Genomic DNA, 14,146 nt, shown 5'->3' on the forward strand with positions numbered 1-14,146 from the left:
GCTACCGGGTCTACACCCAATGGGCGAGAAGCACAGCTTGATAACTCAATGGCAGCAAAGTGTGACGATACGCAGTTGATGCGACAAGAGCCCCGCCGGAGCACCGCTGTGCGTCCACGAAGATCCGCGACGGCTGGGATAACGTCTCAGATCAGAAGAGGTGCCCGGCCCGGGTGACCCGCCACGAGTGAGAGGTGGAGGGGGTGACCCAAGTGAAGACGCGGACCAGCCAGGCCGCAGCGCTGCACCGGCAGGCCGCAGCCACCGCGATGGCCGCCGCCACCACCTTGGACGCGACCCAGCCTGCCCCCGCCGACCAGCGGGAGCAGTACGAACTCGCCGAGCGGCTGCGGGCCGCCGCCGCGACACTGGTGCCCGGATGGCTGGGCGCACCGTTGGGCGCGCAGGCGGTCGACACGCCGTTGGGCGGCGTTGACGTGCCGGGATTCGTCCGGATCGGGACCGCCCAGCCCCTTGACGACGCACGTTTCCCGGCGGTGGTGCCGCTGCTCGGCACGGGCCATCTCACCATCGACGCGGATGCCCGTGATCCTCGGGTGGCCGGCCTGGTTCGCGCGGTGCTGCTCCGGCTGCTGGCTGCCACACCCGCCGGCGCCCTGCTGGTGCGCGCTGTCGACGCGGCCGCCACCGGCCAGCTCTTCGCCCCGTTCGCGCCGCTGGCCGACGCCGGGCTGATGCCGCCACCGGCGACCGATCGGGCGGGCCTGCGGGCCGTCCTGTCCGAGGCGGAGCAATGGGTCCGACCGGCCCGTCCCGCCTCCGCCCGGTACCGGCGACACGAGCGGACCCTGCTCCTGGTGATCGCGTCACTGCCCGAGCTGACCGAGGCGGCGGACCTGGTCCGTATCGGCGCCCTGGCCCAGCACGGTCCCGCCGCCGGGCTGCACCTGATCATCGCCGGTTGGCCGCCGCCGCCCCTGACCGCGGAGACGACGCAGCCGCCCCTGCCCGACTGCACGATGATCGCGATGCGCAATCCGTACGCGCTGGTCGGTGACCCACCGGGTGCCTCGTTCGGGAACCCGGGGCCGCACCTGCCGTCGACCGGGCTCAACTCACCGGTCTTTCTGGACGAGGACCCGCCGGCGCAACTGTTCCGCCGGGTCTGCCAGGACCTGGCCGCCCAGGTCAACGCCAACTCACGGCCCCGTCTGGCCGAGTTGCTGCCAGACGAGGCGGAGGACCTCTGGGACGCCGATCCGGCCGAGGGGCTGGTGACCACGGTGGGCCGGGACGGTACGAGACCGGTGACGCTGCGGTTCAACGAGCTCACCCCGCACTGGCTGGTCAGCGGCCGACCCGGCGCCGGGAAGTCGGCCTTCCTGGTCGACGTGCTCTTCGGTCTCTGCGCCCGCTACTCACCCGACGACCTGGCGCTCTACCTGCTGGATTTTGCCGAGGGCTCGTCGTTCGAGGAGGTCCTGCCGGGCGGGTCCGATCCGGCGTGGCTGCCGCACGCCCGGGTGATCGGCATGGAGTGCGATCGGGAGTACGGGCTGGCCGTACTCCGGGAACTCGACGCGGAGGTGACCCGGCGGTCCTCGCTCGCCAGTTCCGCCGGGGTCACCGGATTCGCTCAGCTACGTGGCGTGCAGCCGATGCCCCGGCTCCTCTGCGTACTCGACGGTTTCCGGCTCCTGCTCGACGGCACCGACGCCAACGGCCCCGATGACACCAACGGCGGCAACGGCGGTACGTCCCCCGACCCACTCTCCGGCGAGGCGCTGAGCCTGCTGGAGTCACTGGCCCGACGCAGCCGCCCGTACGGCGTACACCTGGTTTTGATCAACCGGGCCGTGTCGGATCCCGACGCGGGGTACGGGCAGCGGGACTCGGTCTACAGCCAGTTCCCGGTACGGGTGGCGCTGCCCGGCGGCGGTGAGGTGCTCGAGCCGACCAACGACGCGGCGGCCGGACTGCCGATCGGGAGCGCGGTGGTCAACACGGCAGGCGGGCTGGGCGGCCCACGCGGGGCGACCCGGGGGCACGAACGAGTGATCCAGTTTCCCGATCCACGGTCCGATCCCGGTGCCCTGAGCGCGCTGCGGCACCGACTCTGGCAGGCCCGGACGCCGGACGCCGTACCGCCGGCGGTCTTCGCCGGTTACGACGCGCAGTACCTGGAGGACGACCCGGGCTACCGAGCGGCCCTGACCGGTCTGAACGCCGGGCCGGCCGCGCTGGTCGGGCGACTGGTCGAGCCGGCCCTCGACACCGCCGTCATCCCGTTCGCCAAGTCCCCGTCGAGGAATCTCGTGGTCCTCGGGCCGGGTGGGGCCGACGTGCTCGACGTGGCCACGCGTAGCCTGGCCGCCCAGCACCCGGCGGGCGCCACCCGGTTCGTGGTCGCGTCGCTCGCCCCGGGCACGGTCGGCCCGGCCAGCCGGCTCACCGCCGACCTGGCCGAACGGCACGAGGCGATCATGGTCGACAGCACCGGCCTGGACCGGGTGCTGGACCGGGAGGGACCCGGTTACCTGGTCTTCTTCGGTCTGGACGGGCTCGCCCCGGCCGTGCTGCCCACCGCGCGGCTGGCGGCCCTGCTGCGTGAGTGGCCGGCGCGTGGGGTGCACCTGCTGGCGTGGGGCGAGCGGGCGGGACGCTTCGCCCCGGTTCTTGCCGCAGGCCCGTCCAGCGCCAGCACGACCGACGACACCAGCACCGGCACCGGCACCGGCACCGGCACCGGCACCGGCGACCGTTCCACCGCGAGCAGGACCGACGGCACCGGCACCACCGACCGATCCACCAGGCGCACGACCGACGGCACCGGCGCGGCCCGAACCGCGCAGACCGACGAAGTCACCGGCACGACGGGCGCAACCGCCGTCGACACCCTCCGGGAGAGCACCCTGCCAGCAGGATTTTCACTCCCCCTGGTCAGCGACGTCGTCCTGCTGGGCCTGCCCGAACCCGAGCTCGTGGAACTCGTCGGCCGCCCGGTCGGCGGGCGGCTGCGGCGGGGACGGGCGCTCTGGCAGGACCGGCTCGCCGACCGGAGCAGCGTGATCGTTCCGTTCGCCCGGCGGGAGGCGCTCCGGTGAGTGCCTGGGAGGACTACCTCGCCGCCGCTCAACGTCTCGACGCGGTCCGGCAAGGGGCCGCGACCGCCGCCGGTGAGCAGGCGGAGGCGGTGCAGGACGCACGTGAGGAGCTGACCGCCGTACGGGCCCGCCTGGTCCCGCAGCAGGCGCGGCTGAGGGCGTTGGGCGTACCTGAACCGGAGCTGGTGCCGGCACCGGCCGAGGTCGCCGCGGCGGGGCAGGCGATGGCGGCCGGTCCGGCGGCGGTGCTGGCCGGGTTGCGCCAGGCGCGGGGTACGGCGGACGTCGCCGACGTCATGGTCACCGCGACCCGGCTGCCGTCGGCCGCGCTCGGCGGCACGAGCCACCGGCGCCGGACCTGGGTGCACGCCCTGGTGGTGTACGGACCGTTCGCCCTCGCCGTGCTGGTGCTGCTGAGCTGTCTGGGCATCGGCGCCTTCGCCCTGTTCGGCTAGGGCGGCCGACGGTGGTGCGCTCCTCAGGAGTGCATGATCAGCGCCATCGCCTCGGCGCGTGATTTCGAGTCCTGCTGGAGCAGGCCCCGGACCGCCGAGGTGATGGTCTTGGCGCCCGACTTCTGGATGCCCCGCATCGCCATGCACATGTGTTCGCACTCCAGCACGACGACCACGCCGCGTGGTTGCAGCTTCTCGGTGAGCAGGTCGGCGATCTGGGTGGTGAGCCGCTCCTGGACCTGCGGGCGGCGGGCGTACACCTCGACCAGCCGGGCCAGTTTGGACAGACCGGTAATCCGTCCGTTGGTGCCCGGGATGTAGCCGATGTGGGCCAGCCCGCGGAAGGGCAGCAGGTGGTGCTCGCAGAGGCTCATCACGTCGATGTCGCGTACCAGCACGAGTTCGCTGTGGTTCGCCTCGAAGGTGGTGCCGAGCACCTGGGCCGGATCGACCCGCAGACCGGCGAAGAGTTCGGCGTACGCCCTCGCGACCCGGGCCGGGGTCTTCACCAGCCCGTCCCGGTCGGGGTCCTCACCAACCGCGATGAGGATCTCGCGTACCGCCTTCTCGATCCGCGCCAGGTCGACGGCGTCCTCCACCGGTGTGCCGGAGAGTTTGCCGTCGACCAGCCGGGCGGCGAGGTAGTCGAGTGCGTCGTCGCCGTCGGGCTCGGTGGACGAGGCGTCCTGCACCTCGTCCACCGGACCGGCGATATCGCTGCTGCTCAGTGCGGGCCGTCCGAGTTCGGCGGGGGCGTGGAGCCACCGCCACCAACGGTCGCCTCGGCGCCGTCGGCCTCGGCCTGCGCCTTGAGCTTGTCCTTCTCGGCCGGGGTGAGCACCGGCGGCTCGGTCGACGGCTGCCGCTTGCCGAACCCGTTGTAAGGGGCGAGCGGCGGGCGCTTGACCACCCGGGCGCAGATCCGGGCCATGTCGGCGGTGGAGAGGGTCTCCTTCTCCATCAGCTCGAGCACGATGTTGTCCAGGACGTCCCGGTACTCGACCAGGATCTCCCAGGCCTCGTCGTGCGCCAGCTCGACCAGTGCCCGCATCTCGGCGTCGATCTCCGCGGCCACCGAGTCGGAGTAGTCCCGCTCGTGGCCCATGTTGCGGCCGAGGAACGGTTCGTCACCGGTGGTGCCGTACTTGATCGCGCCCAGCTTGGAGCTCATGCCGTACTGGGTGATCATGGCGCGGGCCAGCGCGGTGGCCTTCTCGATGTCGTTGCCGGCACCCGTGGTCGGCTCGTGGAACACGAGTTCCTCGGCCGCCCGACCACCGAGCGCGTACGCCAGCGTGTCGACCATCTCGGCCCGGGTCTGGGTGTACTTGTCCTCGGTCGGCAGCACCAGCGTGTGGCCGAGCGAGCGTCCCCGGGACAGGATCGTCACCTTGTGCACCGGCGCCGAGTGCGGCAGCGCCCAGGCGACCAGCGCGTGCCCACCCTCGTGGTACGCGGTGATCTTCTTCTCCTGGTCGCTCATCACCCGGGTACGGCGCTGCGGGCCGGCGATCACCCGGTCGATCGACTCTTCGAGCGACTCGTTGGAGATCGCCCGCTTGTTGCCGCGGGCGGTGAGCAGTGCCGACTCGTTGATCACGTTGGCCAGGTCGGCACCGGTGAAGCCCGGGGTACGGCGGGCCACCGCGTCGAGGTCGACGTCCGGCGAGAACGGCTTGCCCTTGGCGTGCACCCGCAGGATGGCCTTGCGACCCTCCATGTCCGGGGTGTCCACCGCGATCTGCCGGTCGAACCGGCCGGGCCGCAGCAGCGCCGGGTCGAGGATGTCCGGCCGGTTGGTCGCGGCGATCAGGATCACGCCGCCCTTGGTGTCGAAGCCGTCCATCTCCACCAGGAGCTGGTTGAGGGTCTGCTCACGCTCGTCGTGGCCACCGCCCATGCCGGCGCCCCGGTGTCGGCCGACCGCGTCGATCTCGTCGACGAAGACGATCGCGGGCGCGTTCGACTTGGCCTGTTCGAACAGGTCACGGACCCGGCTCGCGCCGACACCGACGAACATCTCGACGAAGTCGGAACCGGAGATCGAGTAGAACGGCACTCCCGCCTCACCGGCGACAGCCCTGGCGAGCAGCGTCTTACCGGTTCCGGGCGGGCCGAAGAGCAGCACACCCTTCGGGATCTTGGCGCCGAGCGCCTGGTATTTCGCCGGGTTCTGCAGGAAGTCCTTGATCTCGTGCAGTTCCTCGACAGCCTCTTCGGAGCCGGCGACATCGGCGAAGGTGGTCTTCGGCGTGTCCTTGGTGATCACCTTGGCCTTGGACTTGCCGAAGTTGAGCACCCGGGAACCGCCGCCCTGCATCTGCGACATGAAGAGCAGCAGCAGGATCACCAGTACGGCGATGGGCAGCAGGTTGACCAGCAGCGTGAGGAAGACGTTGTCGCTGGAGACCTTGGTGTCGGCCGGACCGGTGATCCGGTTCGCCGCCTTGGCCGCCAGGACCTCGTTCCACACCTCGTCGCCGACCTCGGCCGGGAACTGGGCCTGGATCCGGTCGGTGGTGGTGTCGCCGAACTTGGTCTTGTTGGCCAGGTCGAGTTGGAGCGTCTGCTCCTTGTCCTGGAAGACCGCCTTCTTGATACTGGCCGTGTGGAGCTGATCAAGGGCGACCGTGGTGTCGACCTTGTGGTAGCTCGGGCCGCCGGTGAAGAACGAGCTGAGCGCGATCGCACCGATGATCACCAGGATGATCCAGACCACCGGGCGGCGGAAGAAACGCGTACGTTCCATACTGTTGTCGAGCGCCTCGGCGCCCGGACCCTCCTGATCGACGTCCTGACCGTCTGGGTTGGCTTGTCGCCGCGTGCAGCGGCGGCCGGGGCCGCCTTGCGGGCCGGCCTCGCCCTCGACGCCAATATCTCGCCGGGGTGATTCGACGGTACACCGTGAACGCGATGAGTGAGCTTGCGAGCCCAGCAGTCGCGACCCGGTGATGCTCCGTGAGCGCCGAAGGTGACCCTCCGGGGGTGCCCGCGGCTCGACCGCCGTGCCAGCGTGACGGCGGACTCGCGCCCGGTTCCCGACCTGTCCGGTCAAACAGGGCGAAAGACCCGGCGCGGAGATACGTCCGCGCCACCACCGCATACCGTAGCCGGTCTTCCTGAGAGTGCGCTGTACGACCGCTCGATATTTCTCCACGCCGATACCCGGGACCGGAGCGGGTGGACCGGCCGGCGGATGCCGTACGGACGACTGGAAGGTGGGCCGGACCAGGGTCAACGGCCCCGGCGGAGGGTCAGGAGCGGTTGTAGACCTCGGGCTTGAGCACCCCGACGTAGGGCAGCTCGCGGTAGCGCTCGCCGAAGTCGAGCCCGTAGCCGACCACGAACTCGCTCGGGATGTCGAAGCCGACGTACTTCACCGGGACGGTGACCTTGATCGCGTCGGGCTTGCGGAAGAGGGCGACCACCTCGACGCTCGCCGCCGACCGGGACTCGAGGTACCGCAGCAGCCAGGAGAGGGTCAGGCCGGAGTCGACGATGTCCTCGACCACCATCACGTGCCGGCCGGCGATGTCGCGGTCCAGGTCCTTCAGGATGCGCACCACGCCGGAGGAGGAGGTGCCCTGGCCGTACGAGGAGACGGCCATGAACTCCAGCTCGGACGGGGGACCGTGCCGGCCCAGCTCCCGTGCGAAGTCGGCCATGAACATGACCGCGCCCTTCAGGACGCACACCAGCAGCAGTCCGTCGTCCACCGAGGCGTAGTCGGCCGAGACCTGTTTCGCCAGCTCCGCGGTCTTCTCGCGGATCTGCTCCTCGGAAATGATCACGTGATCGATGTCGGCGTCGTACCAGGAGCCGTCAGCCATGCACCTAGCCTGCCGTACGCCGGAGCGGACCTGTCGCCGGGGCGGCCCGTTCGTGACGTGACCACCCCGGCCGGATCCGAGGACAACCGACAAACCAGTCAGCAGGTACGGGATCGCCAGTCACGGCTCCCGTCACCGGGTTGTCCGCCGAGCGAGTCGCGGCTGTCGGCGGTCAGCCCGGAGGCCGACGCGACGGTGAGCAACAGCACGAAGAGCAGGATGAACAGTTCCATGGCGGCGGTACCTCTCAACGGGGGTTCGGTGTGGTTTCGCCACCGGTGCGCACCGGACGTCCCATTCAGTTTCCGCCGAGCGCGAACACGCGGACAGTGGCAGAAATGCCAGTGACCCTCGATTTCCTGCCAGCCCTGGCGTTACCCTCGCCACATGTTGCGCAAGGTGGCGGTGATCGCGCTCGACCCGGTCGCCGCGTTCGAGCTGGGAGTCCTCTGCGAGGTGTTCGGCACCGACCGGACCGCCGACGGCTTTCCCAGCTACCGCTTCGACGTCTGCACGGTCGACGGCCGCCCGGTGCGTAGCCGCTCCGGCTTCCAGGTCGTACCCCAGGCCGACCTCGGCCCGACCGAGGACGCCGACCTGGTCGCCGTGCCGGCGCACTACGACGGATCGCCGATCCCCGAGCCGGTGCTGGACGCGCTGCGCCGGGCGCACGAACGCGGGGCGTACCTGCTCAGCGTCTGTTCCGGCGCCTTTGTGCTCGGCGCCGCCGGACTGCTCGACGGGCGCGAGTGCACCACCCACTGGAAGTACGCCGACCAGCTCGCCGAGCGCTACCCGCGAGCCCGGGTCCGGTGCGACGAGTTGTACGTCCAGGACGGCAAGCTGCTCACCGGCGCCGGCACCGCCGCCGGCATCGACGCCTGCCTGCACCTGGTCCGCCAGGAACACGGTTCGGCCGTCGCCACCAAACTGGCCCGACGGATGGTGGTGCCACCACACCGCGACGGCGGTCAGTCCCAGTACATCGAGGCACCGATCCCGCGTACGCCGGAGGCCCCCACCCTGGCGCCGGTGCTCGGCTGGCTGATCGGCCACCTCGACCAGAACCTGACGGTCGACGAGCTGGCCGCCCGGTCGCACATGGCGCCGCGTACGTTCGCCCGACGCTTCCGGGCCGAGACCGGCACCACCCCGCACGACTGGCTCACCAACCAGCGTCTCCTGCTCGCCCGACGGCTGCTGGAGGAGACCGAACTCGGGGTCGACGCGGTCGCGACCCGGGCCGGCTTCGGCGACGCCGCCACCATGCGCCACCACTTCACCCGCCGGGTCGGCACCACCCCGCACGCCTACCGCACCCTGTTCCGCGAACGCGTGTGACAGGTGTAAGGAAGGGCCCCTTATTAACGCATAGCGTTAATAAGGGGCCCTTCCTTACACCTAGTAGACGACGGCGCAGCCGTCGGCGCGGGGGTCGGAGCCGGCGACGTAGCCGCCCTCGGGCAGGCGCCAGATCGCCTGGCCGTAGCCGAACGGCGGGGAGTCGTCGTCGTCCGCGACCGCCAGGCTGTGGCCGCGCTGGCGCAGCTCCCCGATCGCCATCGGGCCGGACCTGGCGTTGAGCAGGTCCGGCTCGACCAGCACGTCCCGGTCGGCGTGCCAGTACCAGCGCGGGGCGTTCAGCGCCGCCTGCGGGTCGAGACCGTCGTCCACCGTGTGCGACACCAGTTGCAGGTGTCCCTGCGGCTGCATGTGGCCGCCCATCACGCCGAACGGCCCGACCGGCGCGCCGCCCCTGGTCAGGAAGCCGGGGATGATCGTGTGGTACGGACGCTTCTCCGGCGCCACCACGTTCGGGTGCTCCGGGTCGAGGCTGAAGCCGGTGCCCCGGTTCTGCAGCCCGAACCCGAAGCCGGGCAGCACCACGTGCGAGCCGAACGCCATGTAGTTCGACTGGATCAGGCTCACCATCATCCCGCCCGAGTCGGCGGTGCAGAGATAGACGGTGCCGCCCCGTCCCGGGTTACCCGGCTCCGGCGTACCGGCCCGATCGGTGATCAGCTCCCGGCGGCTGGCCGCGTACGCCGGGCTGAGCAGTTCCTCGACGGGTACGGCGACCTTCTCCGGGTCGGCCACGTACGCGTGCGCGTCGGCGAAGCCGAGCTTCGTCGCCTCGATCTGCCAGTGCAGCCGGTCGGCCAGCGACATCCCGGCCAGGTCCACCCCGTCGAGGATGTTCAGTGCGAGCAGCGCCGCCACCCCCTGCCCGTTCGGCGGCAGCTCCCACACCTCGTGGCCCCGGTAGTCGGCCTTGATCGGCTGGACCCAGGTCGACGTGTGCCGGGCCAGGTCGTCGACGGTGAGCAGCCCACCGGTCCGGGTCGCGTACGCGGCCAGCGCCTGGGCGATCTCGCCCCGGTAGAAGGCGTCCGCGTTGGTGGCGGCGATCCGGCGCAGGGTGCGCGCCCCGTCCGGGTTGCGCCACCGCTCACCGGGCCGGGGCGCCCGCTTGCCGTCGACGGTGAAGACCCGGGACCACTCGTCGAACTCCGGGCCGGTCAGCTCGGCGTGAGTCTGCACCGACCGGGCCCAGCCGGCGGCCACGTTCGGCGAGACCGGGAAGCCGTTCTCGGCGTACCCGATCGCGTCCGCGAAAAGGTCGGCGAAGGGCAGCACCCCGAACCGGTCGTGCAGGTCCCGCCAGCCCGCCGGTGCGCCCGGTACGGTCACCGGCAGCCAGCCCCGGCCCGGCATCGCCGGCCCGGACGCCTGTGCCCCGCCGAGCGCCGTCGACGGCGCGGCGCCCAGGCCGTCGGTGGCGGCGAGCACCACGTCCCGGGTGAGCCCGGCCGGGGACCGGCCGGAGGCGTTGAGTCCGTGCAGCCGTTCGCCGTCCCAGACGATGGCGAACAGGTCGCCGCCGATGTCGTTCGAGCCGGGTTGGACCACGGTCAGGGCTATCGCGGTGGCCAGCGCGGCGTCGACCGCGGTGCCGCCCTTGCGGAGTACGGCCAGCCCGGCGGCGGCGGCCAGGGGCTGACTGGTCGCGACCGCGCCGTGCGGCGCGTAGAGGGGTTGACGGGGATGTGCCATGTGCCCTGTCTACCCCCTGCGCAGATGGTCACCGCGCCGAGCCACCGTTATTGCCCCCGGCAGGTGCACCGGCCCCTGTCCGTGCCAGTCCGTGATCAGCGCGTCGAGGGCGGTGACGTGCCGTTCGGCGAGCGCGGCCGGGGTCGCGCCCAGCTCCCGCGCCCAACGGTGCAGCACCCGGGTACGCACCGCGGCCGGCAGCCCGGCGAGTACGCCCACCACCAGCCCCGACCCGTCCGAGCCCGCCGAGCCGTCCGAACCCGCCGAACCCGCCGAGCTTGCCGAACCCGCCGAGCTTGCCGACCCGACCCGGGCGGTGTCGAGCGCGGTCCTGGCGAGCCCGTCCAGCACCGCCGTGTCCTCGGCGACCAGCCGTGCGGTCCGGGCCAGGTTCGCCACCACCCCGGGGCCGAGCGTGGCAACCAGCGCCGGCAGCAGGTCGGACCGGACCCGGGCGCGCGCGTACCCGGGGTCGGTGTTGTGCGGATCCTCCCAGGGGCTGAGCCCGAGCGCCGCGCACGCCTTGCGGGTCTGCTCCCGGCCCACGTCGAGCAGTGGCCGCAGCAGCGTGACGCCGTCGAGCTCCCGTTCGGGCGGCATCCCGGCCAGGCCACGCGGGCCGGCACCCCGGGCGAGCGCGAGCAGCACCGTCTCGGCCTGGTCGTCCCGGGTGTGGCCGAGCAGCACGGCCGCCGCGTCGTGCCGCCGGGCGGTCTCGACCAGGGCCTGGTAGCGCGCCTGCCGGGCGGCTGCTTCGGGTCCGCCGGGGCGGCCGGCGACGGTCACCGTGGCGACCTCGACCGGGGCGAAGCCGAGCCCGGCGGCCCAGTGGGCCACCTCCGCCGCCCGCTGCGCCGAGCCGGACTGTAGGCCGTGGTCGACGGTGACCAGCCCGGCGGCGAGACCGAGCCGGGGGGCGACAAAGGCGGTAGCGACGGCCAACGCGAGCGAGTCCGCGCCACCGGAGCAGGCGACCAGGACCGGTCCGGGTCGGCGTACGGGAGTCAGGGCCGTGCGGACCGCGAGCCGGACGGCGGCGACGGGCGGGGCGAGCGCGGCCACTCCGGGCGGCTCAGCCGGCGGCTGGTGTCGGGCCGGTGGCGCCGTGGACCCGGTTCACCCAGGCGTCCGGGTCGGCGAGCTCTTCGAGCCGGGGCAGGGTCAGCGGGGAGCTGAAGACCCGGTTGAAGCCGGCCATGCCGACCCGGTCCACCACACCGTGTACGAACTTGCGTCCCTCCGCGTACTGCCGCATCTTCACGTCCACGCCGAGCAGCTTGCGGACCGCCTTCTCCAACGGGTTGCCGGACTCGCGGCGGCGGTTGAACTTGGCCCGGATCCGTTCGACACTCGGGATCACCTCCGGGCCAACCCCGTCCATCACGAACTCGGCGTGCCCTTCGAGCAGGGTCATCAGCGCGGTGAGCCGGTCGAGCACGGCCCGCTGACCGGGGGTCTGCACGATGTCGAGCACGCTGGCCCGGCTCTCCGGGTTGCGGATCGAGTCGGAGAGGGTGGCCACCCCGCGACGCAGCCGCTCGGTGAAATGCTCGCCACCGGCCTGGGAGGCGTCCACGAATGCCTGCACCTCGCCCAGGAAGTGCCCGCGCATCCACGGCACCGCCGTGAACTGGGTGCGGTGGGTGACCTCGTGCAGGCAGACCCAGAGCCGGAAGTCGCGCGGCTCGGCCTCCAGTTTCCGCTCCACCTCGACGATGTTCGGTGCGACCAGGAGGAGCTGCCCGGGGTCGGCGGAGAAGACCTCGTACTGACCGAGGACCCGGCCGGAGAGGTAGGCCAGCACGGTCCCGGCCTGCACGCCGGTGAGCCGGGACCCGATCGCGTCGCTGATCGCGCCCGGTTGCTTGTCGCCGGAGAGCCGGGTGACCAGCGGTGTGATCACCTCACGCAGGCCGGCGATGTTGGTCGCGGCCCAGTCCCGGCGGTCGACCACGCGCACCGGCGGGTGCGCGACCTGGGACCTGAGCCCGGTGTACGCGACCACGTGTCCCGCCGCCTCGTCGGTGAGCTGCCGCAGATCGCCCACGACCGCGGTGGCCTCCTCGTACGAGACCTTCGGGCCCGTCTTGCCCAGCGCGCCGGCGGTGGCGGCGGCCAGATCCCAGTCCACGAACTGCGCCATGGCACCCACCGTACCCGCGCCCGCACACCCCCACCCCGGTCGTACGCGGATGGCCGGATTGCCGTACGCGGATGTCCGGGCCGGGTTGCCGGTGACCGGAGCCGGTTGGCGGGACCCCTCGGTTCAGCCGGCGCAGCCGCAGTCGGCCAGCGCGGCGACGATCCGGTCCAACGCCGGCATCGCCTGCTCGGGCCCGACCGGCACCTGGTCCGCCAGTACGGCGAACGCCAGCAGCCGGCCGTCCTTCGTGGTGACGACGCCGGCAACCGAGTTCACCTTGCTCAGGGTGCCGGTCTTCGCCCGGACCACCCCGATCGCGGCGCCCGCGCTGGGGCTGGCGAACCGCTCGGCGAGCGTGCCAGACCAGCCGGCGACCGGTAGCCCGGCGAAGATGCCGGCCAGTTCCGGCTTCGACCCGTCGGCGGCGAGCGCCAACACGTCGGTGAGGAGTGCCGGACTGATCCGGTTCTGCCGGGACAGTCCGCTGCCGTCGCTGACCGCCGTCTGGTCGACCGGCAGCCCGAGTTCACCCACCACGGTGTCCATCGCCGCGGCACCGCCGTCGAACGACGCGGGCTGGTCCCGGGCCAGGGCGACCTGCCGGGCCAGTGCCTCGCCGACCACGTTGTCGCTGTCCGCCAGCATGAACTCGACCAGCCGGACCATCGGTGGGGACTCGACCCGACCGAGTTCGGTGCCCGGGGCAACCGTGCCACCACCGGTCGTCGGGGTGGCGGGCGGGGCCGGCGAGCCGGTCGCCTCCGGCTGGGCGGTCGGCGCGGTTCCCCGGGCCACCGCGTTCACCGAGGCCAGGGGCAGCCCGAGCGCCTTGGCGAGAAAACGGCCCGCCATGATGTCCGGCTTCTCGTACCGGGCGGCGCCCTTGATGTTGTCCTTGGGGTCGACCCGGCCGCCGTCCGTCATCAGCGCCATGATCGGCGCGGCGAACCCGCCGGTGGGGATGTCGTCGTCCCAGCCGGGCCCGTAGACCGGCCCGGGGAAGAGCGACGAGTCGACCGTCACCTTGGTCGGTACGGCCCCGCCGAGCGCCTGTTTGACCTGGGCGGCGAGTTGGTCGAGCCGGCCGGCGCCGGGGTAGATACCGGTGGCGTTGATCGCGAGCGTCGGGTCGCCGCCGCCGACCAGCACCACCTCGCCGGGTGCGGCCCCGGCCACCACCCGGGTGGGGATCCGGTACGCCGGGCCCCGGGCGGAGAGTACGGTCGCCGCCGTGACCAGCTTGGTGGTCGAGGCGGGTACGGCCGGGTCCGCCTGTCCCTTGCCGTAGAGCTGCTGCCTCGTGGTCACGTCGACCACCGACACGTGCACCGAGGGGCCGAGTGCGGTGGCGCCGACCAGCGGGTCCAGGACGGCTCGCAGCCCCTCCTCGGTCGGGGTCGGCGCGGAGGTACCGACGGCGACGAGCACGGGCGCGGGCGCCGGCTCCGGTGGGTCGGCACTGGCCACCGACGACGGCTCGCTCTCGCCCAGCCATCCGGCGACCGGCCCGGGTCGTACGACGACCACTCCGGCCACGGCGAGGGTCAGGACGACGGCCACGGCGAGGCCGGCCAGCATCCTGGTCCGACGCCGGGCAGG

At 72.2% G+C, this 14,146-nt stretch carries 11 protein-coding genes; 3 read left to right on the forward strand and 8 right to left on the reverse strand.

What is annotated here, in order from left to right; genetic code table 11:
• The first annotated feature begins 203 nt into the window (after positions 1 to 203).
• Complete coding sequence (locus ACI2K4_RS15155; protein WP_404511546.1) at positions 204 to 3,065, forward strand: FtsK/SpoIIIE domain-containing protein; 2,862 nt, start codon at positions 204 to 206, stop codon at positions 3,063 to 3,065.
• Entirely contained in the window at positions 3,062 to 3,520 is a 459-nt protein-coding gene (locus ACI2K4_RS15160) for a hypothetical protein (protein WP_404511548.1), read from the forward strand. The genes ACI2K4_RS15155 and ACI2K4_RS15160 overlap by 4 nt, the downstream gene beginning before the upstream one ends.
• Before the next feature lie 23 nt (positions 3,521 to 3,543).
• Here ACI2K4_RS15160 and folE read toward each other — a convergent pair whose 3' ends face one another.
• The 4 genes from folE to ACI2K4_RS15180 form a co-directional block, all read right to left on the reverse strand.
• Positions 3,544 to 4,212, reverse strand: coding sequence for a GTP cyclohydrolase I FolE (folE, locus tag ACI2K4_RS15165; protein WP_404511845.1), 669 nt, complete (start codon positions 4,210 to 4,212; stop codon positions 3,544 to 3,546).
• Positions 4,213 to 4,244: 32 nt separating this feature from the next.
• The gene (gene ftsH, locus ACI2K4_RS15170; protein ID WP_404511550.1) at positions 4,245 to 6,269 is read right to left on the reverse strand and encodes an ATP-dependent zinc metalloprotease FtsH; all 2,025 of its coding nucleotides are present in this window, start codon (positions 6,267 to 6,269) and stop codon (positions 4,245 to 4,247) included.
• Positions 6,270 to 6,774: 505 nt separating this feature from the next.
• On the reverse strand, positions 6,775 to 7,350 hold the full coding sequence (hpt, locus tag ACI2K4_RS15175) for a hypoxanthine phosphoribosyltransferase (RefSeq protein WP_404511552.1): 576 nt from the start codon (positions 7,348 to 7,350) through the stop codon (positions 6,775 to 6,777).
• Positions 7,351 to 7,448: 98 nt separating this feature from the next.
• Complete coding sequence (locus ACI2K4_RS15180) at positions 7,449 to 7,583, reverse strand: hypothetical protein (RefSeq protein WP_404511553.1); 135 nt, start codon at positions 7,581 to 7,583, stop codon at positions 7,449 to 7,451.
• 154 nt (positions 7,584 to 7,737) lie between these two features.
• On the opposite strand from ACI2K4_RS15180, the gene ACI2K4_RS15185 reads away from it, so the two are divergent.
• Positions 7,738 to 8,691: a GlxA family transcriptional regulator gene (locus ACI2K4_RS15185; RefSeq protein WP_404511555.1), complete on the forward strand. Its 954-nt coding sequence runs from the start codon at positions 7,738 to 7,740 to the stop codon at positions 8,689 to 8,691.
• Positions 8,692 to 8,751: 60 nt separating this feature from the next.
• Here the strand turns inward: ACI2K4_RS15185 and ACI2K4_RS15190 are convergent, their stop codons facing one another.
• The 4 genes from ACI2K4_RS15190 to dacB form a co-directional block, all read right to left on the reverse strand.
• Positions 8,752 to 10,404, reverse strand: a complete 1,653-nt coding sequence (locus tag ACI2K4_RS15190) for a gamma-glutamyltransferase family protein (protein WP_404511557.1) — start codon at positions 10,402 to 10,404, stop codon at positions 8,752 to 8,754.
• A gap of 9 nt (positions 10,405 to 10,413) precedes the next feature.
• Positions 10,414 to 11,466 carry a tRNA lysidine(34) synthetase TilS gene (gene tilS / locus ACI2K4_RS15195; RefSeq protein WP_404511559.1) on the reverse strand — a complete coding sequence of 351 codons (1,053 nt, stop codon included), beginning with the start codon at positions 11,464 to 11,466 and terminating at the stop codon, positions 10,414 to 10,416.
• Between the two features lie 10 nt (positions 11,467 to 11,476).
• A complete protein-coding gene (locus ACI2K4_RS15200; RefSeq protein ID WP_404511561.1) occupies positions 11,477 to 12,547 on the reverse strand; it encodes a zinc-dependent metalloprotease in 1,071 nt (356 codons plus the stop codon).
• Positions 12,548 to 12,670: 123 nt separating this feature from the next.
• On the reverse strand, positions 12,671 to 14,125 hold the full coding sequence (gene dacB, locus ACI2K4_RS15205) for a D-alanyl-D-alanine carboxypeptidase/D-alanyl-D-alanine-endopeptidase (protein ID WP_404511563.1): 1,455 nt from the start codon (positions 14,123 to 14,125) through the stop codon (positions 12,671 to 12,673).
• Positions 14,126 to 14,146: the final 21 nt, after the last annotated feature.

This window comes from Micromonospora sp. NPDC050397 (assembly GCF_044901685.1).
In the GTDB taxonomy this organism is placed as follows: Bacteria; Actinomycetota; Actinomycetes; order Mycobacteriales; family Micromonosporaceae; genus Micromonospora_G.

Bases quoted from the DNA above. Each gene is read 5' to 3' on its own strand.
- ftsH (WP_404511550.1), bottom strand. From the start codon at position 6,269: ATGGAACGTACGCGTTTCTTCCGCCGCCCGGTGGTCTGGATCATCCTG.
- hpt (WP_404511552.1), bottom strand. From the start codon at position 7,350: ATGGCTGACGGCTCCTGGTACGACGCCGACATCGATCACGTGATCATT.
- ACI2K4_RS15180 (WP_404511553.1), bottom strand. From the start codon at position 7,583: ATGGAACTGTTCATCCTGCTCTTCGTGCTGTTGCTCACCGTCGCGTCG.
- ACI2K4_RS15185 (WP_404511555.1), top strand. From the start codon at position 7,738: ATGTTGCGCAAGGTGGCGGTGATCGCGCTCGACCCGGTCGCCGCGTTC.
- ACI2K4_RS15190 (WP_404511557.1), bottom strand. From the start codon at position 10,404: ATGGCACATCCCCGTCAACCCCTCTACGCGCCGCACGGCGCGGTCGCG.
- ACI2K4_RS15200 (WP_404511561.1), bottom strand. From the start codon at position 12,547: ATGGCGCAGTTCGTGGACTGGGATCTGGCCGCCGCCACCGCCGGCGCG.
- dacB (WP_404511563.1), bottom strand. From the start codon at position 14,125: ATGCTGGCCGGCCTCGCCGTGGCCGTCGTCCTGACCCTCGCCGTGGCC.